The organism is Paenibacillus sp. FSL L8-0470 (assembly GCF_038008625.1).
Taxonomy (GTDB): domain Bacteria; phylum Bacillota; class Bacilli; order Paenibacillales; family Paenibacillaceae; genus Paenibacillus_AQ.
The window spans coordinates 1,538,130-1,559,081 of the sequence record NZ_JBBOZM010000001.1; the positions used below are offsets into that span (position 1 = coordinate 1,538,130).

At 50.5% G+C, this 20,952-nt stretch carries 28 protein-coding genes; 16 read left to right on the forward strand and 12 right to left on the reverse strand.

What is annotated here, in order from left to right; genetic code table 11:
• The first annotated feature begins 2 nt into the window (after positions 1 to 2).
• From NST99_RS07230 to NST99_RS07260, 7 genes are all read left to right on the forward strand, one after another.
• On the forward strand, positions 3 to 821 hold the full coding sequence (locus tag NST99_RS07230) for a hypothetical protein (protein WP_341090710.1): 819 nt from the start codon (positions 3 to 5) through the stop codon (positions 819 to 821).
• Positions 822 to 840: 19 nt separating this feature from the next.
• Entirely contained in the window at positions 841 to 1,311 is a 471-nt protein-coding gene (locus NST99_RS07235; RefSeq protein WP_341090712.1) for a hypothetical protein, read from the forward strand.
• Positions 1,312 to 1,419 (forward strand): CD1375 family protein, encoded by a 108-nt coding sequence (locus tag NST99_RS07240; protein ID WP_341090715.1) that lies wholly within the window; start codon positions 1,312 to 1,314, stop codon positions 1,417 to 1,419. It abuts the gene before it with no gap.
• Positions 1,412 to 1,618: a CD1375 family protein gene (locus NST99_RS07245; RefSeq protein ID WP_341090716.1), complete on the forward strand. Its 207-nt coding sequence runs from the start codon at positions 1,412 to 1,414 to the stop codon at positions 1,616 to 1,618. The genes NST99_RS07240 and NST99_RS07245 overlap by 8 nt, the downstream gene beginning before the upstream one ends.
• Positions 1,619 to 1,710: 92 nt before the next feature.
• On the forward strand, positions 1,711 to 2,220 hold the full coding sequence (locus NST99_RS07250; RefSeq protein ID WP_341090719.1) for a phage holin family protein: 510 nt from the start codon (positions 1,711 to 1,713) through the stop codon (positions 2,218 to 2,220).
• A gap of 12 nt (positions 2,221 to 2,232) precedes the next feature.
• On the forward strand, positions 2,233 to 3,150 hold the full coding sequence (locus tag NST99_RS07255) for a peptidoglycan recognition protein family protein (RefSeq protein WP_341090721.1): 918 nt from the start codon (positions 2,233 to 2,235) through the stop codon (positions 3,148 to 3,150).
• A gap of 11 nt (positions 3,151 to 3,161) precedes the next feature.
• Positions 3,162 to 3,449, forward strand: a complete 288-nt coding sequence (locus NST99_RS07260; RefSeq protein ID WP_341090723.1) for a holin — start codon at positions 3,162 to 3,164, stop codon at positions 3,447 to 3,449.
• 47 nt (positions 3,450 to 3,496) lie between these two features.
• Here NST99_RS07260 and NST99_RS07265 read toward each other — a convergent pair whose 3' ends face one another.
• Positions 3,497 to 4,876, reverse strand: coding sequence for an RNA-binding domain-containing protein (locus NST99_RS07265; protein ID WP_341090725.1), 1,380 nt, complete (start codon positions 4,874 to 4,876; stop codon positions 3,497 to 3,499).
• 251 nt (positions 4,877 to 5,127) lie between these two features.
• On the opposite strand from NST99_RS07265, the gene NST99_RS07270 reads away from it, so the two are divergent.
• A complete protein-coding gene (locus tag NST99_RS07270) occupies positions 5,128 to 5,523 on the forward strand; it encodes a hypothetical protein (protein ID WP_341090728.1) in 396 nt (131 codons plus the stop codon).
• A gap of 43 nt (positions 5,524 to 5,566) precedes the next feature.
• On the opposite strand, the gene NST99_RS07275 is transcribed toward NST99_RS07270, so the two are convergent.
• The 4 genes from NST99_RS07275 to NST99_RS07290 form a co-directional block, all read right to left on the reverse strand.
• Positions 5,567 to 5,788: a hypothetical protein gene (locus tag NST99_RS07275; RefSeq protein WP_341090730.1), complete on the reverse strand. Its 222-nt coding sequence runs from the start codon at positions 5,786 to 5,788 to the stop codon at positions 5,567 to 5,569.
• Positions 5,785 to 6,018, reverse strand: a complete 234-nt coding sequence (locus NST99_RS07280) for a DUF7667 family protein (RefSeq protein ID WP_341090732.1) — start codon at positions 6,016 to 6,018, stop codon at positions 5,785 to 5,787. Before NST99_RS07280 ends, NST99_RS07275 begins: the two co-directional genes overlap by 4 nt.
• An 89-nt stretch (positions 6,019 to 6,107) precedes the next feature.
• A complete protein-coding gene (locus NST99_RS07285) occupies positions 6,108 to 6,281 on the reverse strand; it encodes a hypothetical protein (protein WP_341090734.1) in 174 nt (57 codons plus the stop codon).
• A gap of 33 nt (positions 6,282 to 6,314) precedes the next feature.
• Positions 6,315 to 6,620, reverse strand: coding sequence for a hypothetical protein (locus tag NST99_RS07290; protein WP_341090736.1), 306 nt, complete (start codon positions 6,618 to 6,620; stop codon positions 6,315 to 6,317).
• A 370-nt stretch (positions 6,621 to 6,990) separates the two neighbouring features.
• Between NST99_RS07290 and NST99_RS07295 the strand changes: the two genes are divergently transcribed.
• Positions 6,991 to 7,206 carry a helix-turn-helix domain-containing protein gene (locus NST99_RS07295; RefSeq protein WP_341090737.1) on the forward strand — a complete coding sequence of 72 codons (216 nt, stop codon included), beginning with the start codon at positions 6,991 to 6,993 and terminating at the stop codon, positions 7,204 to 7,206.
• A 397-nt stretch (positions 7,207 to 7,603) separates the two neighbouring features.
• On the opposite strand, the gene NST99_RS07300 is transcribed toward NST99_RS07295, so the two are convergent.
• Complete coding sequence (locus tag NST99_RS07300) at positions 7,604 to 8,959, reverse strand: dipeptidase (protein ID WP_341090739.1); 1,356 nt, start codon at positions 8,957 to 8,959, stop codon at positions 7,604 to 7,606.
• 157 nt (positions 8,960 to 9,116) lie between these two features.
• Positions 9,117 to 9,797: an SDR family NAD(P)-dependent oxidoreductase gene (locus tag NST99_RS07305; RefSeq protein ID WP_341090741.1), complete on the reverse strand. Its 681-nt coding sequence runs from the start codon at positions 9,795 to 9,797 to the stop codon at positions 9,117 to 9,119.
• Between the two features lie 114 nt (positions 9,798 to 9,911).
• Between NST99_RS07305 and NST99_RS07310 the strand changes: the two genes are divergently transcribed.
• The 4 genes from NST99_RS07310 (at position 9,912) to NST99_RS07325 (ending at position 12,371) form a co-directional block, all read left to right on the forward strand.
• Positions 9,912 to 10,367, forward strand: a complete 456-nt coding sequence (locus NST99_RS07310) for a winged helix-turn-helix transcriptional regulator (RefSeq protein WP_341090743.1) — start codon at positions 9,912 to 9,914, stop codon at positions 10,365 to 10,367.
• Between the two features lie 43 nt (positions 10,368 to 10,410).
• Entirely contained in the window at positions 10,411 to 11,364 is a 954-nt protein-coding gene (locus NST99_RS07315; protein WP_341097581.1) for a TRM11 family SAM-dependent methyltransferase, read from the forward strand.
• A 34-nt stretch (positions 11,365 to 11,398) separates the two neighbouring features.
• Positions 11,399 to 12,016 (forward strand): NUDIX hydrolase, encoded by a 618-nt coding sequence (locus NST99_RS07320; protein WP_341090745.1) that lies wholly within the window; start codon positions 11,399 to 11,401, stop codon positions 12,014 to 12,016.
• Between the two features lie 202 nt (positions 12,017 to 12,218).
• Positions 12,219 to 12,371 (forward strand): hypothetical protein, encoded by a 153-nt coding sequence (locus tag NST99_RS07325; RefSeq protein ID WP_179091807.1) that lies wholly within the window; start codon positions 12,219 to 12,221, stop codon positions 12,369 to 12,371.
• Between the two features lie 204 nt (positions 12,372 to 12,575).
• On the opposite strand, the gene NST99_RS07330 is transcribed toward NST99_RS07325, so the two are convergent.
• From NST99_RS07330 to NST99_RS07340, 3 genes are all read right to left on the reverse strand, one after another.
• Positions 12,576 to 13,049 carry an ASCH domain-containing protein gene (locus tag NST99_RS07330; RefSeq protein ID WP_341090747.1) on the reverse strand — a complete coding sequence of 158 codons (474 nt, stop codon included), beginning with the start codon at positions 13,047 to 13,049 and terminating at the stop codon, positions 12,576 to 12,578.
• Positions 13,050 to 13,083: 34 nt separating this feature from the next.
• Entirely contained in the window at positions 13,084 to 15,096 is a 2,013-nt protein-coding gene (gene abc-f, locus NST99_RS07335) for a ribosomal protection-like ABC-F family protein (protein WP_341090750.1), read from the reverse strand.
• A 123-nt stretch (positions 15,097 to 15,219) separates the two neighbouring features.
• A complete protein-coding gene (locus NST99_RS07340; RefSeq protein ID WP_341090752.1) occupies positions 15,220 to 15,387 on the reverse strand; it encodes a hypothetical protein in 168 nt (55 codons plus the stop codon).
• A 168-nt stretch (positions 15,388 to 15,555) separates the two neighbouring features.
• Here NST99_RS07340 and NST99_RS07345 point away from each other — a divergent pair, with 168 nt between their 5' ends.
• Entirely contained in the window at positions 15,556 to 15,933 is a 378-nt protein-coding gene (locus tag NST99_RS07345) for a PH domain-containing protein (protein WP_341090754.1), read from the forward strand.
• A gap of 22 nt (positions 15,934 to 15,955) precedes the next feature.
• On the opposite strand, the gene NST99_RS07350 is transcribed toward NST99_RS07345, so the two are convergent.
• Positions 15,956 to 16,495: a chromate transporter gene (locus NST99_RS07350; RefSeq protein WP_341090756.1), complete on the reverse strand. Its 540-nt coding sequence runs from the start codon at positions 16,493 to 16,495 to the stop codon at positions 15,956 to 15,958.
• Positions 16,495 to 17,073 carry a chromate transporter gene (locus tag NST99_RS07355; RefSeq protein ID WP_341090758.1) on the reverse strand — a complete coding sequence of 193 codons (579 nt, stop codon included), beginning with the start codon at positions 17,071 to 17,073 and terminating at the stop codon, positions 16,495 to 16,497. The genes NST99_RS07350 and NST99_RS07355 overlap by 1 nt, the downstream gene beginning before the upstream one ends.
• A gap of 224 nt (positions 17,074 to 17,297) precedes the next feature.
• Here NST99_RS07355 and ggt point away from each other — a divergent pair, with 224 nt between their 5' ends.
• Both ggt and NST99_RS07365 read left to right on the forward strand, forming a co-directional pair.
• On the forward strand, positions 17,298 to 18,875 hold the full coding sequence (gene ggt, locus NST99_RS07360) for a gamma-glutamyltransferase (RefSeq protein ID WP_341097582.1): 1,578 nt from the start codon (positions 17,298 to 17,300) through the stop codon (positions 18,873 to 18,875).
• Positions 18,876 to 18,939: 64 nt separating this feature from the next.
• The gene (locus NST99_RS07365) at positions 18,940 to 20,406 is read left to right on the forward strand and encodes an amidase family protein (RefSeq protein WP_341090759.1); all 1,467 of its coding nucleotides are present in this window, start codon (positions 18,940 to 18,942) and stop codon (positions 20,404 to 20,406) included.
• The last annotated feature ends 546 nt before the right edge of the window (positions 20,407 to 20,952 follow it).

Here is a 20,952-nt window from a genome sequence, read left to right on the forward strand (position 1 = left end):
AAATGTCAATTCTATGGGTACCGGGTACAGCAGATCCTGGCGATGTGGTATCGGGTAAAACATATAGTGCCAAAGACAAATATATCGCACCGGGTACGATGCCTTTAAAAAATAGCTCAAATGGAGATGGTGGTTCAGCCAATCACCACATGTCCAAAGAAACATATGCAACAAACGGTGCGATATATTTCAGACCTATATATCCAACTGATCCTATTACAGCTTTCCAAGGGGATGTTTGGATAAGAAATAACGATCCAAACTTTAACTCCGTAAACTGGAGATCAGACAGAATTATACTCGGCGTTCAGGGAACTCTGCCTGTTATTAGTGCGGGTGATGATGTAGCTATAGGAACAGCGCAATGGCCAGATGGGTCATTGGCTGTTTATCCACGCGAGGGATACCGTAAAGGGGGGCCGGGGGCTGGTGAAATAAAGGTAACTTTAGCACAACTCCAATCTGCAGATGGCGATTTAATTGCATCAAATATTCGTAGTGGGAAAAATATATTTGGTGTTGCTGGGAACTTAGTAGAAGGCAAGCGCTCGGCCTCAGGAACATTCGTAGACAATGGTACACCACATACCGTAAACGGACTTGGATTTACACCCGCTTCAGTAGAGGTTGCTTTTAGCAATGGTAGCAACCACACACGTACAGGTTACTCATTTGGACAGTGGTACGCTTGTGTAACAAACTCAAATCAAACCCAACCGCTTTCTACAAATTTCAACCAAAATTCAGTTTTTGCAGGGGGATTTACCGTTGCGGTACCGTTTGCTACCGGATGGACAATCACATGGCGGGCAGTTGAATAAAAAATAGGAGGTCATTAAGATGGAAATCGGAAGAAAAATTTATTATGACAAAGCGACAGGAAATGTAATTCTTGATACTGGTGAAAAAGTCGGGGATGTTGTAAAAACACCTCGCGAGCAAGATTTTGCATCTTTCAAGGTGCTTAATGAACGTGTAGAGGAAACGGTAGGAATGATTGAATTAGAGTTCGGTCAATATAATGTTGAGTTTCGCGAGTCTTGGGGACGATTTCGCGTGAATTTAGAGACAGAAGAACTGGAGTTTTTATATACAAACCCAGAAGCTCCAGAAGAACCCACGGAACCAGTCTATCAGAAGCCCTTAACCGAGCAGATCAAGGACCTGACAACAGAGCTATCCAGCACACAGATGGCTCTCGCTGATAATTATGAGCAGTTACTCTCTGCACAAAAAGAGGCTGTAAGTGCGCAATTGGCGTTAACAGAGCTGTACGAGCTGGTATTACCCTTGACTGGAGGTGCTAAGTAAATGACACAAGTATATGCAAGCTTGATCCGCAAGGGACTTAAAAAGCTGGAACAAGTACCGGCTGTAATCCGCGAGGATGTTGCCGCGCTGTTGAGTGACAATGCGTAACTGGTTGGCGGGGCTGCTGGTGTCCGGCGGTCTACGTCTCATGAGAGGAGGTGATACCATGTCTGTTATTTATGCGCTGCTGATTATTAAGGGGCTCAAAACTTATGCTCAAGTGCCAGCCAAGCTGCAGCCGGAGGTTAAGACCTATCTGGCCGCGAGTGATCTTGACGAAAACGGCGAACCATTACCAGCTAAATAGATTTAACGATGGCGCCCAATGAGGCGTTTTTATTTTGCCCTCGGAGCCGATCCGGGGACTGTTTTCATTAGAGACAGAGGGGAGCAGGGGGAATGCTCAATCATATTAAAAATATCGTTACTACAGTCTACACGGCGGCCATAGGATCGGGCAGCCGGGAGATTGTCACAGGTGCAACCAGCGCAGGGGCCGGGCTACTTGCAATGGCTGCGGGCTGGTTGGGAGGATATGATAAGCCATTAGAATTTCTTGTTGTGCTCATGCTGGCTGATTACGTCAGTGGGGTTGCAGGAGCATTTAAGACTAAGACAGTCAGCAGCGATATTATGTTTTGGGGCGGTGTGCGTAAAATCACCGTCCTTTTTGTTGTTGGTTTGGCTGCCTTAATTGACGATTGGGTTCAACCTGGAGCGCCGGTATTTCGATTGGCCGCAATACTTTATTACGCCGGGCGAGAGGGCCTATCTGTCATTGAAAATTTCGGTGTTATTGGTGTGCCGTGGCCGCAGGCGATGAAAGATTTTTTGCTTCAACTCAGTGAAGATAAAAGCAAAAACAACCCGGCCAAGCCAGAACATCCAGACAACGACCAATCAGCATAGGGAGGGAATAACATGATCAAAAACAAATACTCGATTGAACGGCGCTACATTAACAAGCGCCAGAACGTTCGGCCCGGCACCCGGTTAGTATCGGGGACGCCGGGCTTTTTAGTTGCTCATGATACCGGAAACCCTGGAGCTTCAGCGGATAACCATTTCAACTATTTTCAGACACTGGTTAACCGCTCAGCCTCCGCACAAGTCTTTATCGACGACAAGAAGATCCTGGAGATCATCCCGACGGGAACCGGTCTGAATCCGGCGGAGAAGGCTTGGCATGTTCTTTACAACGTGACTACAGACAATAAGCTCTACGGTGACGATGCTAATGACATTGCTCTAGGTGTGGAGCTGTGTTATGGGGGCAAGATTGACTTCAAAGCAGCATATGACCGCTTCGTGTGGTATCTGGCCTATTGCTGTGACAAATGGAGGCTTAACCCGCTGACGCACATTCCTAGCCATAAGCAATTGGACCCGACACGTAAGAGCGACGTTGATCAGGCACTGATGACTGCCGGAAAGACGCTTAAGGATCTGCTGTATGACGTCGCCAAGGAAATGCAAGAGCAGCCAGCTGTAACTGTGGTTCCTGCAGCTGTGCAACTGCCGGCTAATGTGGCTCAGACGCTCATTGATGATTACATCTCTCAGGCATGGTATGCCGTGCGTAAGGCTGGAGATGCTTTGACTGCCCAGCACCTCCATAATCTCGCCAATAACCTGCGCCTGGCTGCCCGCATACCATTACAGCCAGGATCAACAGCACCATTTACACAGCTGCCGAAGAGTAATGTGCAGGAATTGGTGTTTCGATGGCTTTCCCCGGGCTGGATTGCGGCGAAGGTTAAAGGCGATAAGACGGCCATGACATATTACAACAATACGGCAAATCATCTGCGGCGTGCTGCAGGGATGCCAACAGAATAGGAGAGGGCATTATGCAAAATGAAGTATTAACGAATGTATTGCTATTTGCGTCAGTGATCTCGGTTTTCGTTTTGGCAGGGGTGGAAGCTGTAAAGCGTACGTTGAATGTGCGGCGTAATGTACTACCGGCTGTTGGCCTAATCATTGGCCTATTGGTGGGAGCTGCGTCTTACCCATTTACGGATCTGACGTTGGTGCTGCGGCTTTGGGCTGGTGGACTGGCAGGATTATCTGCAACGGGGTTATTTGAGCTGGCCTTCAGTAATAGAGAAGGAGCCACTAAAGACTCAAGTAAGTGATAGAAGAACATCCCCCCATCAGCAAGCAGTAATGGGGGGATGTTGATTCATTTATTTAAGCGGTATCTGAACTTGAATCTACTTGCATTAGGATCTTCGGGAATGATTCTTTCTGCTTTTCTAAGTTTTTGTAAAGATTTTTTAATCTTGTTTTCTGAATCATCGCCGGTAATACTTCGAGCGATTTTATTGGTTATCCAGTCATGCGTTTTTAAGTATTCAATAATTTGTTCCTCGTAAGATGTGATTTTTCGATGATGGAGAGTTACAATAACATTATTATCTACTTCATTAATTTCAGGAGAAACTAGCCCGGCTTTCCTCATCGCATTAAAAGCAGTGGTCAGCCCCTCGCCAAGATCGTGATTCATAGGGTTAGGGAGTTTGTTTATAATTCTAACGAGATTAGGATTTCTTGAAAAGTGAGCTTTTAATATGTTGTCTTTAGTAACGTTACCTGGGAGTCTTCCAGGTGACTTAATCTCAATTCTATTGTCAAATATAGAAACATGAATATCATCAGCGATACTGTAGTCTCTATGAAGAAATGCATTAACTAGAATCTCATGAACCGCTTCAATAGGATATGAAGCTTCTAATTTTGTACCCGTAATACTGATTGATTCATCATTAATTATGGCATAAATTTTTTCCTCGGTTGTTTTTGCAAGTTTTTCTAAAGGCCCAGATAACACCATGTTCAAGTCCAGTTGTTCTCTTTTATAATCTGCAGAGATAGTTTTCATTCTAAGGATTTTAACACTTGCTTTTGAATGAAGCACTTCTTGCGGCTCTTCGTCAAAAAGTAGGACACAAGCTACTGAGGGTTTTACTGCATCGTCTTTACCTGTAGTAAGCCTGTTTCTTCTTAAAAATCTAATCGGTTCTTGGTAGCTGCCAATTCTTTGCATGTACTCACTTAGATGAGGCGCTTCTAAAATGTCTTCTATTTCAGAGGCTTCAACTTTTTGTTCTTCAAACTTATAAAAACCTTTCGCATAAGCGAGTTGAGTAACCTGATCTCCCTTTATTTTTAAAGACGAGGCGTTAACTCTTTGCATACATTCCCCTGATGCCGTATAGTGAACCTTTTCACTTTTAGGAATAATGAAATGAAGAATAAGTTGATCTGATATCTTTAAAAACTCTGCCTCTACACCTTCAATTGCTGGGGTCGTCTCCATCAATAAATGTTTTATGATATCGTTTGCTTCTTCTGGATTGGAAAACCCAATTACTCTGTTCTGGCTCTTAGTGTCCTCGATACCGACATAAAGATCTCCACCATCAGCATTTGCAAAAGCAACAAAAGTCTGCTGCAATTTAGCTGGATTGATTAGCCTACTCTTAAAATCAAGTAAATGATTTTCGTTTTTCATCAAGATTTGTTGTAATTCTGATTCGGAAAGATCTCTTTCTTCGATCATCTATATTTCCTCCGATTTTTGGGAAATTACTGTTAATAATATTTAATTCTATATTCCTCCAGAATTCTCCTTTTTTCGATAATAATTTTTGAGAGAACGTAAACTACTCTTTTATTTTCGTATTGACCTGGACATGCTATAATTAAAAACATAATCCGGAAGCATCAGTAAGCCTCTGCCAGCGCAGGGGCTTTTTTCTTGTGGATAAAAGAACGTGCGTTCGCATATACTAGAGCCAGGAGGCGATAGTTATGAGGGTGAACACTGGCGAAAAGATGCTCACGAATGAAGAGAGGGAAATGGTCCGGGATCTTATACTGCTCCCTTACATAGACACGATGGTTGCCAAAAGCCTGAAAGAGGTCGAACATTCAGGTAATGTACTCAGCAGGTCGTATATTTTAGCCGGCAGGTATATTCAAAAACGGATTGTACAGGATGTTTACCAGCTGCGGCAAGCGCTGAAGCAACGGAACATTAAAGTTGTGGAGGATACTCAGGACGATTTCATCACTTACAGTATGATCTATTATAGAGGCTATCAGGAGCGTTTTGGCATAACTCGCGATGTCATGCGTACTGAGATCAGCTTAAGGTTGACTCGGTACACTGCTGATCTGGGCGAGGCTTTACGGGGGCAACTATGAGCATAACCCCTGCTGGCCGGAATGGCTTACAGGGGTTAAAGTATTAAATATCAAACTCTTCCCACCCTGGCGAAAGCGGCTCCTCTGGCGCTTCTTCCAGTGCTTCAGGATCAACAATGATCACCAGCAGTGGCTCTCCAATGTCCACCAGCGCCCCGATTCGATATGGCCCACCTTCAAAAGTACCCACAGCAATCACTTTGCCGGTATGAAAACCGTCTGTGATCCGGACAGGAAGCCCTGGCCGCAACTCATCCCATCTCATAGTGTCGGCGCCCTCCCTGTCAGGCGTAGGGCTTCTTCGCGTATCCGCAGCTCATTCAGCCATTCCGTGTCCTGTGTGCCCGCCGCCATGTTGGCGAGCTGCCGCAGCTTTAGAGTGTCCCAGCAGTACCGGGCATTGACCTGCAGGCATTGCTGTAGCTCCACCAGTTGGTCCATGGTCCATGGCTGGGCGTGATACAGTTCCGCGAGTCTTACATGTGCGGGCAGCATTAGCGCCGCCCCTTAGCTTTGACCAGTGCGGCGATCGACAGGACCAGAGCGGCCCCGATCACAATCCAAGTGATTACATTCAACATATTTTATCCCTCCTTGATCTTTTTCAATGCCGACTTAGCTTCTACCAATAAATCTTTGCAGTCCTCTGCAACGTCTTCGCCTTCCCAGTCAGCTACATTCCGTTCCAAGTCAAAAACTCTTTGCTCCAGCGCCAGCTGTATTGCAAGCTTTTCTCCAGGTGTGAATCTCATATTCATTCTCCGTTCCTATAGAGGGGCCGTAGCCTCGTGTTATTTGCTCTGATTTGCTTTATGGGCTTCGCGCGCCTCTTGCTCGGCTTTCATCTTCGGCAAATGTGTTTTTGGATTCAACCAGTTTCCGAATGGTCCGGTTACAATTGGCAGCTTTGCGATAGCCTGCACCCGTTTGGAATTTTCCAAGGTTTCGCCATCTTCCAGATGCCAAGCAAATACACCTTTCGGTAATTCTCCGCCGAGTTGCACGAATACTAATTCTTCAAATTCTTCTTCACTGAATTGCTGTGGGAACCGTCCTCTAAAATCGCCATCCTTGAGTCCAAAGAAATGTTTCGCCATATCTCTTATCCCTCCACGTATGTCCGCCGGCACATTTATAGTGTTGGCATTCCGATTGCCATTTTGTTATGATTGGGTGGAGAGCAGGAGGTGCTACTCCTACTCTCCGGGAACCTATTTACGTTTGCCGCCACGGCTGCGTTTGGTTCCTTTCCTTTTGTCCTTGAGCAGCAGATAAGCCGTGTAACACTGGATGGCTGCTGTCAGGAGCTGTACCCAATCCTTCATACTCCCTCTCCTTTCCGAAAGCTTATCTTTCGCTTTCTAAAGATATTATAGCATGATCTAAAGAATGATGCAATACTTTTCTTTGACATGCTAAAGATTTTCTTTTATAGTGGTACTATATTCTTTAGAGGAGGTAAGAGCTATGCCTTTTTCTTACAAGCCGTTATGGATAAAGCTCGTCCAGGAAGGAATGACAAAGGAGGAGTTGCGAATTGCACTTGGCTTCTCTTCAGCCACAATAGCCAACATGGGGAAGGATAAGTACGTTTCCATGGAGTCCATAGACAAAATTTGTTCTTACTTTAATGTCCAGCCGAACGACATCATTGAGCATGTAGAAGAGCCGCCACAGGAATGACCTGGGCGGCTCTTTTTATTTATACATCTGCCCCATTCGGGAAATGGGGCAAAAATGGGGCAGATGTAATATAACTATTTATCTAGGTCCTACTAAACCTGACTATTAACATATACAAAAAACGATATCTGACGTACATTTGTCCAACTTCGGGAAGTTATGACTATAGCTATAATCAGCCTTCCAAGCTGATAGCGTGGGTTCGATTCCCATCACCCGCTCCATACACTTAACTTCGAAATCCTTGTTATGCAAGGGTTTTTTATTTTGCACAGCGGGTTGGGATTGTTCTACTTAATGGCTATAAATGAATCAGAGAAAAAGGCCGGGCTTCCCTCAATAACGGGAAATCCGGCCTTTTTAGATATTCAACTCTCGGCGGAGAATGGCTTCTTGTTTAAACTGTCTTCAGGAACTCAACAATCGTAAGCAGTCCCTTATCGAAATTCTCCAGATTGAAATGTTCATCTGGAGCGTGCAGGTTTTCGTCATCCAGTCCAAAGCCCATCAGAACAACCGGTGCTTGGAGGATACGCGAGAAACTTTCCATGATTGGAATGGATCCACCGTCTTTGGTGAAGAGTGCACGAGTGCTGTATACCTTGCCAAAAGCGTCTGCCGCAGTCTGCAGAATCGGATTCGACGGGTCGATGTTGAAGGCGCGCGCTTTTTCCATTTGTTTCACATGCAGTTTCGCTCCGGCTTGGATATTCGCTTTCAGATGAGCTTCAACAACATCCAGAATATGCTGCGGATCCTGGTCGCCGACAAGGCGGCAGGTGATCTTGGCATGGGCTTCCTTAGGGATGACCGTCTTGCTGCCTTCACCCTGAAAACCGCCGTAAACCCCATTAAGTTCAAGGGTTGGACGGGCGCCGACACGCTCTACAAAACTGTATCCCTCTTCGCCGTACAGCTGTTCAAGGCCGAGGGCTTCTCTGATCTTCTCTTCATTCACACCCTGTTTGGCGAACTCCTCACGCAGCAAAGGAGAAAGCTCAGGGACGCCATCGTAAAAACCATCGACGGCAACACGGCCGTTGCCATCATGCAGCGAGCTCAGCAGGGAAACGAGTGCATGCAGCGCATTTGGCACACCGCCGCCGTAGGAGCCGGAATGCAGGTCTGTCAATGCGGTGTTTACGCTGACTTCGAGTGAGCACAATCCGCGCAGCCCGGTGCAGATGGCAGGGCGTCCGCGTTCCAGCAGGGCTGTATCCGAGACAAGCACGGCATCTGCAGCCAGTTTGTCCTTGCTTGCTTCCAGGAATGGCGGCAGATTCACGCTGCCGATTTCTTCCTCGCCTTCAATACACAGCTTGATATTGACCGGCAAGGTGCCTTCCTGCTTAAGAATGGCTTCGATTGCTTTGATATGCATAAAGACCTGACCCTTATCATCTGTTGCTCCGCGTGCGTACAGCTTGCCGTCACGGATTTCCGGTTCAAACGGAGGGGTAGTCCACAAATGAAGCGGATCAACCGGCTGGACATCATAGTGGCCGTATACCAGAATGGTCGGCTTGCCCGGCGCGTGAAGATAATCGGCATAGATTACTGGATGGCCCGCTGTGGGATGGATTTCGATATTCTCCAGCCCGGCGCGCTTCAGTGTATCCATCAGCCAATGTGCGGCTGAATTGACGTCTTCCTTGTGTACGGACAGGGCGGAAATGCTGGGGATGGCCAGCCATTCCTTCAATTCGGCAAGCTGAGCTTCACGCTCAGTTTGAAAATAAGTTTCATAAGACATAGTGATATGTACCTCCTTGGAGTTCGCTGCGCAAAACAGGCAGTACAAGCCCTGAGCCTAGAGCTCAGGGCAACGCACCGCCGTCATGGTTTGGCAGTGTAATGCTTCCATTATACTGGAGAACTCACTATGGATCAAAATGGATTGGTGAAATGGCTTACCAGATAATTGTGGCCGGAGTGACACCTTGCGGGAAGGTATCCTCGGCTTGTGACTTGCTTGTGTATAAATCATACCATGCATCAGCGATAAGACCCGGGTCTGTAGCTGTACCTGGCTTAATGAATACACCCAGCGCTAAGTGAGCGACATAAATCCCTTGAGGAGCAAGGTCGGTGTGCAGGTTGTTGGCATAGTTGCGCAGCCCGCTTAGCGCAATACCGATATTGCCCATCATCGGTATGGGATAGAGGGAAGAGAGGCCGGTTGTGAACAGGATAGCCCCGTCTTTTTTGGCCAGCATTTCCGGCAAGACCTGCTCCACACTGCGGATAGCGCCTACTACCAGTGCCTGGAACGCATCAAGTGCATTTTCTTCCGTAACCTGTGATGCCGGAGTCGGCGGATAATTGCCGCTGGTTGGACTGAATTCCAGCACGTCGATGAAGCCATACTTTTTTTTGATCCCCTGGAAAGCGGAAGTTAATTGTTCTTTATTGTAAAGATCAGCAGGGAAGGCGGCCGCTTCGATGCCCAGCCCCTTTAATTCGTCCACCAGAGGATTTAACTTGTCCGCATTGCGGGAAATTAAAGCGACTTGAAAGCCGTTTGTACCAAATTTCTTGGCAATGGAGAGTCCGAGTCCCGGACCGGCCCCTACGATAGCGATTGTTTTCACTTAATATCAGTTCCCTTCCGGTTGTTGATTACTAACAGTAACCATGATAAACTTAGTTGGCTTGTGCAGCAAGAAGGCACTATTATATGCTCAAGTTACATGGAGGTAACCATAATGGATCGATTATTGACTCAGCAAGACGGTCAGCTGCCGATGCTTGAGGACTGCAGCTTAGCCCGGCAGATTCTGGACCGGGTTGGAGATAAATGGAGTGTGCTGATTATCGTGAATTTAGGTGTGGAATCTTTGCGGTTCAAGGAGCTGCAGCGGCGCTCAGGCGGAATTTCGCAGCGTATGCTTACCCAAACGCTCCGCCATCTGGAGCGGGACGGAATCGTCTGGCGCAAAGCGACGCCTACCGTGCCTCTGACCGTTGAATATGGTCTTACAGCATTGGGCGAGTCCTTGCTGGAACCGCTGACCGCCCTTGTTGAATGGGTTAACGGAAAGCGTGAAGAAATCGCCGGGGCAAGGATCAGCTATGACAACGGGCATTCCGGTGCCGATACAGCAGAAAATCTAAATGAAACAGAAGCCCCGCCAGCAGCGGGAGCGATAGGAGCGGAATAACGTGTCATTGAATTCATATACAGATCTGAAAGAAGAAGCAAACATGCCTAATAAGGGCGTGAATCCCGCGTATATCTATACTTATGCATGCTCGGAGGACGAGATTTCTTTATGCGGAATGGAGCTGCGCTGCTTGTTTGGCCGGGAGATCCCGCCTGCCATTTTTGCGAGTGAGATTGAAGCGGATGTCAGCCGCAGCCCTTTTATTAAGGAACGGATTGACGTGATGTACGGGGGGGACAGCCTGCGGGAAATTTATAAGCAGACCGAGCAGGTGGAGTTGAACGGCAAAACCTTCAAGGTGATTTTTGTGAAGACCAATGATTTGTCCCCTGCGGATAAAATAGAGTATGATGAACGCAGAATTATTGAGCGGGAAATCGGCTTGCGGATAGAAGGAGAAGCGGATGTGAACCATCCGCAGCTTGTATTTGGTATAGTAACGCTGGGCGGCCGCTGGTACTTCGGGGCTTATCACAAGAACAAGGCAACCTGGTTCCGGCAAATGAAAAAACCGCGCAGCTATTCCATTGCGCTCAGCACAAGAGTGGCCCGTGCGGCTGTCAATATGGCGGTCCCAAATCCGGCAGGAGTCAAAGTCATTGATCCTTGCTGCGGCATCGGTACAGTAATGGTAGAGGCGCTGTCGATGGGTATCAATATCGTTGGCCGTGATATCAATCCCTTTATTGCGGCGGGAGCGCGGACGAATATTGCTCATTTTGGCTTCGAGGCTGAAGTGGTGCTGGGAGATATTGCAGACATTGAGGAACATTATGACACAGCCATCGTGGATATGCCTTACAATCTATATTCCAGCATTACCCCTGAGGAACAGTATGCCATACTCGTGAACGCCCGCCGGATTGCAGACAGGGTTGTCATCGTGGCTATCGAAGCGATGGATGAGATGATAGAGACAGCAGGATTTGAAATTATCGACCGCTGTGTTGCTAAAAAGGGGATGTTCTCCCGTCATTTAATGCTATGCCAATAATCCTTTTTGATATGTTAATGGAGGCGATAAAATTATGGAACCGAAATGGTTAGCTTGGGCGAAGGAGATTCAAGGAATTGCCCAGACAGGTCTTACCTACGCCAAAGACGTGTACGACATCGAACGTTATGAAGCACTGCGTGAGCTGAGCGTGGACATTCTGGCGAATTATACGTTTGAGAGCAAGGAGCGGATCCGGCTCTCTTTTGCAGGTGAAGGCGGGTACAGCACACCGAAGGTAGATGTGCGCGGCGTTATTTTCCGTGAGAGGAAAATTCTGCTGGTCCGCGAGAAGCTGGACGGCAATTGGGCGCTTCCCGGCGGCTGGGCCGATATTGGATTGTCTCCGAGCGAGGTAGTCGTCAAGGAAATTTCCGAGGAATCGGGTTTTCAGGCGGAAGCAGTCCGTCTGCTGGCCGTGCTGGATAAGAAATTCCATAATCATCCCCCGGAGCCTTATCATGTCTACAAAATGTTTATCCTGTGCACGATTGTCGGCGGGGAGGCAGCGGAAGGCGTGGAGACCAGCGAGGTGGATTTTTTCGCTGAGGATGAGCTGCCTGAGCTGTCTGTGGAGCGGAATACGGCGGAGCAGCTGCGAACCATGTTTCAATTCTTGCACGATCCGCAGAAGCCGGTAATTTTGGACTAGTTAATTGCATATAATGTACGAAATAGATAAAATATAAGTTTTAATTGAGACAAAAATTGGTTAATATTAATTATGTAAGCCTTTCCATAGAAGGACCGCTGAGCCTTTGTATCTAAAAAATATTTGGAAACACAACTTTTTGGGTCAGGCGGTCTACATTTTTTCCTCTACTGTGTCGATAAGAAATTTAGGAGGGGATCGCATGGAACAAGAAGAGTTAAGACTTCCGCTAACGCAGGAGAATGCAACACGTCCTGCAGAAGGTAATATTGCTACCGGACTGGTCTGGGGCATTCTGATTAGCATTCCTTTATGGATCTCGGTGGTTGGCTGGATCATGGGGATCTGGCACTAAACCTTAATCCTAAGGATTCTACTTACACTAATTGTAACTATACAATGAAGGCTGTCTCTTCGTTATGAGGAAGCGGCCTTTTTTAATGGATCATAACTTATTTCAACTTCGGGACGATACAAGGGTGTATACATAAGCAATGAACAAAAAACGGCTGTGCCTCCTTAACATAAGGAAGCCCAGCCATTTTTGGAAATATAAGAATTACTGGGGCTGTCTGATATCGACAATCTGAAAATTCTCGCAGACCACCTTCATCTGAAGATCGAAGGGTTTGCCATAGGCTTTGCGTTCCCTCGTAAAATACAGCTCATGATTGTAGCGCCATGATTCCAGGCTGCGGTCATCCTCGCCTTCGGAATAGGCAAACTCCGCAGTTACCTCGTCAAAAGGAATGACTTCTACCTTTATAGTTTCGATGATTGCCCGCGGTTCGCCGCTGGCATCCAGAAGGATGGAGTGGCCATGGGCAAAGGGCTGAGTGAGTCCCCGGATTTCGTTCAAATCATAATCGGAGGCGGTTCCCGTCTTAATTCCTTTCAGCACCAGCTCAAGCAACTCGTTGGCAAGCCGGGGATTGTCGCCAAAGGACCACGCGCTGTCATACAGTTCTGCAGCTTCGGGATGGGCTTTAATATAAGTATTCCAATAGGCCTCCACGGCCGGAGTGTCTGTCATGGTTATCACCTTTGCTTTCTCTATGTTTAAAATGTTATTGGTGTGTCTCTGCTTCGCTCAACCAGGACGCATAGAGGTCATCCAGCTTCTCCTGTGCGGCATCTCTAGTATGCTGAAGCTCAGCCAGTTTTCCCGCATCACTGGCGATAACGGGATTCAGCATCTCAGCATCAATAAGGCCTAATTGCGCCTCTGCTGCGGCTATTTCCTGCTCCCAGGAGATACCGGAGCGCTGCTTGCGGGAATCGGTGGACCGTTCAGGTTTGGACCCGGTTTTTGCCGGGAGGCCAAATTGTGAACCCGCAGCCTCAGCTATTTCAGCAGGGACTTTGGATTTGGGCAATGTATCCGGCTTCGCCACTTGTTTGCAGCCTTGGCCGCTCATTTCGGTTTGCAGCCTTGCAGCGGCAGCCTTCTCAGCCTGCTTTTCCTTATAATATTCGTAATTTCCGGAGAAGGAGGTGAAGCGGCCTTGATCAATCGCCCAGAGCTTGCCGAAGCAGCGGTTGATGAAATAACGGTCATGGGAAACCGCCAGCACCGTGCCGGGAAATTCCTCCAGCGCTTCTTCCAGTGCTTCTCGGGAATCAATATCCAGATGGTTGGTCGGCTCATCCAGAATGAGCAGATTTGGACGGCGGTGCATCAGTATCGCGAAACGCAGCCGTGTCCATTCGCCTCCTGAGAGATTGGTGATGTCCTTGAACACATCGCTGCCGTAGAAGAGGAACCGGGCAAGCTGCCCGCGGGCTTCGCCTTCCTCAAGTCCGGCCTCCTCCCGGAAATAGCGCAGCACCGATTGTCCGCCGCCCTCCGGCACTGCCTCCTGGGCAAGATAACCAATGACAGCTCTTGATCCAAGGGTGCAGCTTCCGCTATCCGGGGACTCCTGGCCGAGTATCATCCGCAGCAGCGTACTCTTGCCCGCGCCATTGCCGCCGATCAGTGCGGTAGTCTCGCCATATCGCAGGATATCACTGGCCTCTGAGAACAGCCTGCGGTTACCGTAACCTTTGGTGATCCGGTCGAGGATGACGACCTGGTTGCCGGTCCGGTCATCCTGCTGCAGCTGCAAATCCATCGATTTGCGCTCCAAAATTGGGCGTTTGACCTTGACCATCCGGTCCAGCGCCTTCTGCATGGAGGCCGCCCGGCGGTGGAAGGAAGGGTTCGGCGGATTGGAACGGTTGCCCCATTCAATCAGCCGTTTGATGCTCTCCTGCATCTGCTTGATTTTCTTCTGCTGTTCCTGGTAATCGGCGAACTGCTGAAGCAGACGGGCTTCTTTCTCCACTTGGTATCCGCTGTAATTCGTGTGATACGTGATGGCTTCGCCATCTTCAATCTCGATGACCTTCTTCACTACGGCATCCAGGAAATAGCGGTCATGAGAGATTGCAAGGACTGTGCCGTCATAAGTCTGGAGGAACTGCTCCAGCCATTCTATGGCCTCCATATCCAGATGGTTGGTCGGCTCATCCAGCAGCAGGATATCGGGACGGCGCAGCAGCAGCTCGGCGAGGCCGACCTTTGTCTTCTCCCCGCCGGAGAGGGAAGCGAACCGGCGGTCGTATTGCCCGGTTCCGATTCCAAGGCCTGCCGCTACACGCTGGATTGAGGCTTCAATCTCATAACCTCCGGCTGCTTCGAACTTCTCCTGCAGACTGCCGTATTCCTTGAGCAGCCTGTTCCAGTCCTGTTCGTCCGTTCCGGCGTTCAGTCCGGACATTTCCTGCTCCAGTTCCCGCAGGCGCTGCTGCCACTCCAGGGGTTTCGCGAAGCTGCGCTGGAGCACGGCATACACCGTCTCGTCGCCGTCCGCTTCCTGGATCTGTGAGAGCAGGCCAATGATGCTGTTTCTGCGGATGGAGATTTGCCCTTGATCGGGGCGTTCTTCACTGCTCAGCAGACGGAAGAGGGTGGTTTTGCCGCAGCCGTTGCGGCCGATCAGGCCAATTTTCTCACCTTGGCGGATATCGAAGGTGATATCGCTCAGCACAAGCTGGGCACCGTGGTATTTTTGGACGTTTTGACATGAAATGATCATAGGTATTCTCCTTTTAAGAATGCCCTGTCTCCGCTGTCTTTCAAAGGGGATGCCTCCAGGAGGACATCATGGAACAAAAAAAGACCGCAGGGAAATTTCCCCGCGGCCTGGTTGTTCTCCGGTTTATGAGACCCGTTGAAGTGTAGGCAGGAAAGGCATTTCACAATTGTGTAGTGTTATTAAATTCTTGTAAATGGACAGACTTCTCCCGTTGTCGGCATTTACATGAACGATGCCAGCCATAGCGATAGGCAGCCGGCTAATAACACTGTTGGTCCAATTGCGATCCATTCCTCTACACCTCCTTCGATACAAATTTAACAGTAGTTTACCTAATATCCGCAATAATAGCAATAGAAAAAAAGCGGAATGAACCACAGCATATAATTGGAATTGCACAATAGGATGTTATATGGCTGAGGCAGCTCACCAAATCAGCAACAGGAAAGAGGAACAGTGATGGCGCTTTTTAATGGACTGCTGGGCAATGCAACGCAGGTTGATCTGGCGGCAGTGCAGCGTGAATACGCGCGGATTTTGACCCCCCATGAAAAAATTGAGCGGGCCTACAGGCTGATCAGGGATATGTTCATTTTTACCGACAGGCGGCTGATTCTCGTTGACAAGCAGGGGATCACCGGCAAAAAAACGCAATATCACTCCATTCCCTACCAAAACATCTCCCATTATTCGGTGGAGACGGCGGGGCACTTTGATCTGGATGCAGAGCTGTGTCTTTATGTATCCGGCAGCTCACTGCCGCTGAAGAAGACATTCAATAAATCTGTCAATATCTATGAGGTTCAGTCGGTGCTTTCGCAGTACATTTTGAAATAGGAGGTCCTTGCGGCAGACGCCGCTAGACCTTATACCGGAGTACCAGCCCTCCATAAGCAAAAGCGGCAAGAATCACGAGTGCGGGATGCAGCTTCAGCCGCTTCATAGCCCAAAAGGCAATTGCGGCAATGATCAGCGTCTGCCAGATGCCGATAAGGTCCGCCGGACCTCTGGCCATTTTGAAAGTCAGGACGGCCATCATTATGGCAATCACCGGCTGTACAAGCAAGGTCATTCCTTTAACGACGGGTGAATGCTTGTATTTCTGCATCACGCCGAGCAGGATGATCAGTGCGGCAGCGGAGGGCAGAACCGTAGCAGCGAGAGCAGCGCTCAGTCCCAACCAGCCATAGACGTCATAGCCGACGTAAGCGGCGATTTTGGTCGCAATCGGTCCGGGCAGGGCGTTGCCGAGCGCCAGCATATTGGAGAATTCTTCATCGTTCAGCCAGCCGTAATGCGGCACGATCTCTTCGTACATCAGCGGAATGGAGGAGGGGCCGCCGCCGTAGCCCAGCAGATTGGCCATAAAAAAGCCGTAAATCAGTTTGAGCCATTCCATCAGGCGGTTCCTCCTTTATTTTTCTTTGCCAGTATCCGGTAATGAACCGTTCCATAGCCAAGAAAAAGTACGATCACGATGGCAGGATGCAGGTGAAGCCCCTCAAGCAGTACCAGTGCCAGCAGCAGGAAAGCAGCCCCGATCCATTTCCCCAATCCTTTGAACGTTTTTTGCGCGAACTCGTAAGCCATCATTCCCAGCATCACTGCAATCACGGGAGAGACAGCAGCAATCATGCCTGCCACTACCTTGGAGCCGCTTAAATAATTCACCGCGGATAACAGGGCAATCATCGCAATACAGCTAGGCAGAATATGCACCAGTACGGAAAGTAGCGCACCTTTTACCCCTTTAAGCTTGTAGCCGAGATATGCCGCCATCTTGGTGGCGATGGGCCCGGGCAAGGCATTTGCGATGGCCAGCGTCTCCCCGAATTCATCATCACTCAGCCAGGAATAGCGGGTTACGGCATCATGCCGGATCAGTGGAATTACGGAGGGGCCCCCGCCATAGCCGAGAATTCCCGTCCTGAACATCGCGGCGGCTATCTGTACATATTCGTTACTGATGGATTTCACGGGATTCCTCCTCCGGGATAAACAGACTTTAGCTTTTTTGTGCCCATTCTATATCAATTTGTATGACTGCAACTACAGGATAGGGTGTATTTCGATAAATCTTTGTGCACCGTTCACAAAATAATGCCGGGGAATTTGAGTTTGTGCGTAACCGATTGACAGGGGTTTTTGATCTGCTGTTAAATGGCACTAACTTGATTGACATGGGAATGGAGCTGGGAGTCATGACAATAGGGCCGGTAATCGGTACGAAAACGATGGTGGTCAGTCCCCATTATCTGGCCTCTGCCGCCGGAGCGCGTATTCTGGAGCGCGGCGGCAATGCCTTTGACGCTGCGGTAGCGGTCAGCGCCACGCTCGCGGTGGTCTATCCGCATATGACGGGCCTTGGCGGCGATGCTTTTTGGTTGACCTACAGCGCCGGTGAAGGGCGCGTCCGGGCCTACAACGGCAGCGGACGATCCGGCTACGGCGTCCGCAGAGACTGCTATGCCGGGGAAAGTGCCATTCCCCGGCGGGGTGTGCGCAGCGCCATTACGGTGCCCGGAATGGCGGACAGCTGGGAGGCGGTCCAGCGCCAGTATGGCCGCCTGACCCTGGCGGAGGTGCTGGAGCCGGGAATCGGCTACGCCACCGGTGGGTTTCCGCTGTCGCCGGATCAACACGGCAACAGCATACTGGCGGGAGCCGCGCTGTCCCCCTGCGCGGCGGCGGTGTATCTGCCCGGCGGCAAGGTTCCGAGGGCCGGCGGGAAGTTTGTACAGAAGCAGCTGGCCCGGACGCTGCGGACGCTGGCGGCGGGAGGGCGTGATGCTTTTTACAAGGGCGGGATTGCAGAGGAGATAAGCAAGGATATGCTGGCTTCCGGAGGATATCTCACCCGTGATGATTTTGCCGACCATCAGGGCAATTGGGTGGAGCCGATCTCCACGGATTACCATGGGCATCAGGTATATCAGGTGCCCCCGAATTCGCAGGGCTTCACTGCGCTGATGGCGCTGAACATATTGGAGCGGTTTAATCTCGCAGAGATTGAGCATGGGTCTTTCGAGTACTATCATCTGCTGGTTGAAGCGCTGAAGCTGAGCTTTAGGGACCGGGATCAGGTGCTGACTGATCCTGAATTCCGCTCTATTCCGCTGGAGCGGCTATTGGATAAGCAGTATGCCGTGGAGCTGGCCGATTCCATTTCGCTCCGCCGGGCGGCTGCGCTTGGCGGCGAGCCGGTTGGCCGGGATACGGCTTATGCCGCTGTAGTTGACGGGGAGGGGAACGCCGTCTCGTTTATCCAAAGCCTGTATTTTGAATTCGGCTCGGGAACGGTCGCCGGGGATACAGGGATTCTGCTGCAGAATAGAGGCTCCTTCTTCTCGCTGGACCCTTCGCATGTCAATACGCTTGAACCGCATAAGCGCACTTTCCACACGCTGATGCCAGCCATGGCCTGCCAAGCCGGCAAGCCGGCCATTCTCTACGGCACGCAAGGCGGGGAGGGGCAACCGCAGACGCAGAGTCTGCTGCTGACACGGATGCTGCAGTATGGCATGAATCCGCAGGAGGCGGTGAATGCGCCGCGGTTCGTCTGGGGCAGGACCTGGGGGGAACCGACCCAGGAACTGAAGGTGGAGAAGCGGGTAGCTCCGCAAGTGCTCGAAGAGCTGGCCGGGGCCGGTCATCTGGTCCGCCAAGCCGCAGACTATGATGGAATCATGGGGCATGCCCATGCGATTGCCATCGATGGCAACGGTTACCGCAGCGGCGGCACTGATCCGCGCTGCGACGGAGCAGCCATCGGCTGGTAGAGCTGGCAACAAGTAAGAGTAAACAATGAAGCTCCCCGGACTGTCCGGGAGGAGGAGGGAAGAGATGGTCCTTAATAACCGTTTCGGCGCATTTATTGACCCGGAGCTGGAGGTGCCGGGCCTTGCGCGTGGCAAGCTGAATGGGCTGAGCTTTGCCGTTAAGGATGTGTTCGCTGTCTCCGGACACCGCTCTTCCGCAGGCAATCCGCATTGGCTGCGCAGTCATGCGCCATCATCGGCGCATGCCGCAGCCGTATGGACATTGCTGCAGTCAGGTGCCTCCTTGCGCGGTGCCGCCCATACCGATGAACTGATGTACAGCCTGGGCGGGGAGAATTATCATTACGGCACACCGGTCAACCCGCGTGCGGAGGGACGTATTCCCGGAGGCTCCTCCAGCGGCTCGGCGGTGGCCGTAGCCTCCGGAAGCGTGGATTTTGCCTTGGGGACCGATACAGGCGGGTCTATCCGTGTTCCTTCGGCGTACTGCGGCGTTTATGGCTTCCGCCCGACCCACGGGGCGGTGGAGATAGGCGGGGTAATCCCGCTGGCGCCGGGTTTTGATACTGTGGGCTGGATCGCAGACAGCGCCGGAATACTGCTGCGGGTAGGCGAGGTTCTGCTCGGGAGAGTGGAGGGCGGAGCGGGAGAAACGCAGGATTCCTCCGGGAAGAGTAATAGCCTGCAGCAAAGTGTGGAGCGGGATGGCGCGCGTGTAGGACAGTACCCGGAATGTGGCCGGGTGATTTATGGAGGGGACGGCCCGGAGTGTAACGGTGAGTCTGCCGGAGGACATGTACAGGGCTATACTGGGGGACATGTACAAGGGCATGCCAGGGGACGTGAACCAGGGCATCCCGGAGAGCCAGTCATGCAACATCCCCTCCTGAAGGCAGCTGCCGTCCCTGCTTCATACGCTTGCGATGTGCCGGAGGGAAGCAGAATGGCCAAGCTGTACATTGGCATGGATGGCTGGGCCTTGGCTGGGCCGGACAGTTCGGCCAGCCTGAAGCAAGGTTTGGACCTTCTCCAGGCAGGAGTGGGGCAAGTGCTGGAGGCTAAAGTTTCGCCGGAAGGATTAACAAGCTGGATGGATGTGTTCCGCGAGCTGCAGGGTGCTGAAATCTGGGCGACCCACGGAGCCTGGATCGAGCGGGAGCAGCCGGTTTTTGGGCCAGACATTGCTGCCCGCTTTGCTTGGGCGGCAAGTGTGGCCGGGCAGGATCACAGTTGGGCGCAGTCCCAACGTGACGACATAACGTCCCGGCTGCGTCATTTGCTCGGGGAGGACGGCTGTCTCGTCATCCCTACCGTGCCTGGTCCCGCCCCGCTGCGCGGCGGGGACCTGCGGCAGCTGGAACTGAACCGCAGCGGGGCGATGATGCTCAACTGCATTGCCGGGCTGGCAGGATTGCCGCAGGTAACGCTGCCTGTGGCGGGTCCCGGCGGGCTGCCGCTGGGATTGTCCGTGATTGGCGGACGTGGACAGGATCTCCGCCTGCTCTCATGGGTCCGGCGGTTATGGCAATAAGCGCAGGGGCATGGCATCACAGAACTTCCGGCTCCGCTGTTGGCGGAGAGCGGGAGTTTTTTGCAAATATAAGTATTTATAGGCTTCACGCTATAAATTATCCTTCTATTTCTTGCTGGAATGGATACCGCCCTTTTGAGGACGGCGAAGCCGTTTCCACTTGTATGCGTTTTGGACAATGAATGATTTAGATGTATTCTCTGCAACTATCTGAGCTAATTCAATCGGAAACCAGAGAATAGATGTAGTCTGTACAATTAAAAACAGTGAATTTGAGACTTTCGGCTAAAATCAGCTCAAATAGATGTACGGAATACAATTAAAGGCTGCGTGGCGGGAGAAATTCACTATTTAACTGTACAGAGTGCAATTATCGAACGTTGAGGAGCCGAAGGGCAGTCAGCTGCTGCAAATCTCATGGTTGCCATGCCCATGCGATGCGATAAACAATAATTAACAGGCTGCTTTCCCATGAATTTGCAGACGGTCCATAAGCAATAGTTAAACTTTGCGATATATGTCATCTTTACTTACATTGACAACTGA

Coding starts and splice junctions, on each gene's coding strand:
- NST99_RS07280 (WP_341090732.1), bottom strand. CDS start 6,018: ATGCTGCCCGCACATGTAAGACTCGCGGAACTGTATCACGCCCAGCCA.
- NST99_RS07315 (WP_341097581.1), top strand. CDS start 10,411: ATGCCTAATAAGGGCGTGAATCCCGCGTATATCTATACTTATGCATGC.
- NST99_RS07345 (WP_341090754.1), top strand. CDS start 15,556: ATGGCGCTTTTTAATGGACTGCTGGGCAATGCAACGCAGGTTGATCTG.
- NST99_RS07275 (WP_341090730.1), bottom strand. CDS start 5,788: ATGAGATGGGATGAGTTGCGGCCAGGGCTTCCTGTCCGGATCACAGAC.
- NST99_RS07320 (WP_341090745.1), top strand. CDS start 11,399: ATGGAACCGAAATGGTTAGCTTGGGCGAAGGAGATTCAAGGAATTGCC.
- NST99_RS07240 (WP_341090715.1), top strand. CDS start 1,312: ATGACACAAGTATATGCAAGCTTGATCCGCAAGGGACTTAAAAAGCTG.
- NST99_RS07340 (WP_341090752.1), bottom strand. CDS start 15,387: ATGGATCGCAATTGGACCAACAGTGTTATTAGCCGGCTGCCTATCGCT.
- NST99_RS07295 (WP_341090737.1), top strand. CDS start 6,991: ATGCCTTTTTCTTACAAGCCGTTATGGATAAAGCTCGTCCAGGAAGGA.
- NST99_RS07265 (WP_341090725.1), bottom strand. CDS start 4,876: ATGATCGAAGAAAGAGATCTTTCCGAATCAGAATTACAACAAATCTTG.
- NST99_RS07285 (WP_341090734.1), bottom strand. CDS start 6,281: ATGAATATGAGATTCACACCTGGAGAAAAGCTTGCAATACAGCTGGCG.
- NST99_RS07245 (WP_341090716.1), top strand. CDS start 1,412: ATGCGTAACTGGTTGGCGGGGCTGCTGGTGTCCGGCGGTCTACGTCTC.
- NST99_RS07270 (WP_341090728.1), top strand. CDS start 5,128: ATGAGGGTGAACACTGGCGAAAAGATGCTCACGAATGAAGAGAGGGAA.
- NST99_RS07255 (WP_341090721.1), top strand. CDS start 2,233: ATGATCAAAAACAAATACTCGATTGAACGGCGCTACATTAACAAGCGC.
- NST99_RS07230 (WP_341090710.1), top strand. CDS start 3: ATGTCAATTCTATGGGTACCGGGTACAGCAGATCCTGGCGATGTGGTA.
- NST99_RS07365 (WP_341090759.1), top strand. CDS start 18,940: ATGGTCCTTAATAACCGTTTCGGCGCATTTATTGACCCGGAGCTGGAG.
- NST99_RS07290 (WP_341090736.1), bottom strand. CDS start 6,620: ATGGCGAAACATTTCTTTGGACTCAAGGATGGCGATTTTAGAGGACGG.
- NST99_RS07300 (WP_341090739.1), bottom strand. CDS start 8,959: ATGTCTTATGAAACTTATTTTCAAACTGAGCGTGAAGCTCAGCTTGCC.
- NST99_RS07235 (WP_341090712.1), top strand. CDS start 841: ATGGAAATCGGAAGAAAAATTTATTATGACAAAGCGACAGGAAATGTA.
- ggt (WP_341097582.1), top strand. CDS start 17,298: ATGACAATAGGGCCGGTAATCGGTACGAAAACGATGGTGGTCAGTCCC.
- NST99_RS07250 (WP_341090719.1), top strand. CDS start 1,711: ATGCTCAATCATATTAAAAATATCGTTACTACAGTCTACACGGCGGCC.
- NST99_RS07330 (WP_341090747.1), bottom strand. CDS start 13,049: ATGACAGACACTCCGGCCGTGGAGGCCTATTGGAATACTTATATTAAA.
- abc-f (WP_341090750.1), bottom strand. CDS start 15,096: ATGATCATTTCATGTCAAAACGTCCAAAAATACCACGGTGCCCAGCTT.
- NST99_RS07260 (WP_341090723.1), top strand. CDS start 3,162: ATGCAAAATGAAGTATTAACGAATGTATTGCTATTTGCGTCAGTGATC.
- NST99_RS07310 (WP_341090743.1), top strand. CDS start 9,912: ATGGATCGATTATTGACTCAGCAAGACGGTCAGCTGCCGATGCTTGAG.
- NST99_RS07350 (WP_341090756.1), bottom strand. CDS start 16,495: ATGGAATGGCTCAAACTGATTTACGGCTTTTTTATGGCCAATCTGCTG.
- NST99_RS07325 (WP_179091807.1), top strand. CDS start 12,219: ATGGAACAAGAAGAGTTAAGACTTCCGCTAACGCAGGAGAATGCAACA.